The 2,378-nt window shown below is 50.7% G+C and carries 2 rRNA genes; both read right to left on the reverse strand.

The annotated features are described in order from the left end of the window. Positions 1 to 2,003, reverse strand: a 23S ribosomal RNA gene (locus tag ACFVT8_RS24525); the annotation flags it as partial. Between the two features lie 179 nt (positions 2,004 to 2,182). Further along, positions 2,183 to 2,378, reverse strand: a 16S ribosomal RNA gene (locus ACFVT8_RS24530); the annotation flags it as partial.

Here is a 2,378-nt window from a genome sequence, read left to right on the forward strand (position 1 = left end):
GCCTTTCGTGCGGGTCGGAACTTACCCGACAAGGAATTTCGCTACCTTAGGACCGTTATAGTTACGGCCGCCGTTTACTGGGGCTTCAATTCGCAGCTTCGCTTGCGCTAACCACTCCTCTTAACCTTCCAGCACCGGGCAGGCGTCAGCCCCTATACGTCACCTTACGGTTTTGCAGAGACCTGTGTTTTTGCTAAACAGTCGCCTGGGCCTATTCACTGCGGCTCTCATGCGCTTGCACGCTCAAGAGCACCCCTTCTCCCGAAGTTACGGGGTCATTTTGCCGAGTTCCTTAACGAGAGTTCTCTCGCACACCTTAGGATTCTCTCCTCGACTACCTGTGTCGGTTTGCGGTACGGGCACCTCTCACCTCGATAGAGGCTTTTCTTGGCAGTGTGAAATCAGGAACTTCGTCCATACGGACTCGCCATCACAGCTCAACGTTACAGTGTGCGGATTTGCCTACACACACGCCTTACTGCTTGGACGCGCATATCCAACAGCGCGCTTACCCTATCCTACTGCGTCCCCCCATTTCTCAAACGGTGAGGAGGTGGTACAGGAATATCAACCTGTTGTCCATCGCCTACGCCTATCGGCCTCGGCTTAGGTCCCGACTAACCCTGAGCGGACGAGCCTTCCTCAGGAAACCTTAGTCATACGGTGGACGGGATTCTCACCCGTCTTTCGCTACTCATACCGGCATTCTCACTTCTAAGCGCTCCACCAGTCCTTCCGATCTGACTTCAACGCACTTAGAACGCTCTCCTACCACTGACATCGTAGATGTCAATCCACAGCTTCGGTGAATCGTTTAGCCCCGATACATTTTCGGCGCAGCGTCACTCGACCAGTGAGCTATTACGCACTCTTTAAATGATGGCTGCTTCTAAGCCAACATCCTGGTTGTCTGTGCAACGCCACATCCTTTTCCACTTAACGATTACTTTGGGACCTTAGCTGGTGGTCTGGGCTGTTTCCCTTTTGACTACGGATCTTATCACTCGCAGTCTGACTCCCGTGTATAAATATCTGGCATTCGGAGTTTGTCTGAATTCGGTAAACCGGGATGGCCCCCTAGTCCAAACAGTGCTCTACCTCCAGTATTCTCATCACGAGGCTAGCCCTAAAGCTATTTCGGAGAGAACCAGCTATCTCCAAGTTCGATTGGAATTTCTCCGCTACCCACACCTCATCCCCGCACTTTTCAACGTGCGTGGGTTCGGGCCTCCAGTAAGTGTTACCTCACCTTCACCCTGGACATGGGTAGATCACCTGGTTTCGGGTCTACGACCACGTACTATTTCGCCCTATTCAGACTCGCTTTCGCTGCGGCTCCGCCTTCTAAAGCTTAACCTCGCACGTAATCGTAACTCGCCGGTTCATTCTACAAAAGGCACGCTATCACCCATTAACGGGCTCTAACTACTTGTAGGCACACGGTTTCAGGATCTCTTTCACTCCCCTTCCGGGGTGCTTTTCACCTTTCCCTCACGGTACTGGTTCACTATCGGTCACTAGGTAGTATTTAGCCTTGGGAGATGGTCCTCCCGGATTCCGACGGAATTTCACGTGTTCCGCCGTACTCAGGATCCACTCAGGAGAGAACGAACTTTCGACTACAGGGCTTTTACCTGCTCTGGCGGACCTTTCCAAGTCGCTTCATCTAACTCGCTCTTTTGTAACTCCGTATAGAGTGTCCTACAACCCCAAGAGGCAAGCCTCTTGGTTTGGGCTCTTCCCGTTTCGCTCGCCGCTACTCAGGGAATCGATTTTTCTTTCTCTTCCTCCAGGTACTTAGATGTTTCAGTTCCCTGGGTCTGCCTTCAAGACGCTATGTATTCACGTCAAGATACTACGCGATTAAACGTAGTGGGTTCCCCCATTCGGAAATCTCCGGATCAAAGCTCACTTACAGCTCCCCGAAGCATATCGGTGTTAGTGCCGTCCTTCATCGGCTCCTAGTGCCAAGGCATTCGCCGTGCGCCCTTAATAACTTAACCAAGTTATTAAGCCTATAAAAAAACTTAAAAAATAAATGTGTTTGTTACAATTTCAATGTCGTTTTATCCAGTTTTCAAAGAACAAGTTTTGAAGTATTTCATCATGTGATGAACCTTCAAAACTGAACGCAAAACGTAATCTTACAAACCCTAGGTTTGTATTCCGAAAATATCCTTAGAAAGGAGGTGATCCAGCCGCACCTTCCGATACGGCTACCTTGTTACGACTTCACCCCAATCATCTATCCCACCTTCGGCGGCTGGCTCCAAAAGGTTACCCCACCGACTTCGGGTGTTACAAACTCTCGTGGTGTGACGGGCGGTGTGTACAAGGCCCGGGAACGTATTCACCGCGGCATGCTGATCCGCGATTAC

It is taken from the genome of Lysinibacillus sp. NPDC058147 (genome assembly GCF_042884205.1).
Lineage (GTDB): Bacteria > Bacillota > Bacilli > Bacillales_A > Planococcaceae > Lysinibacillus.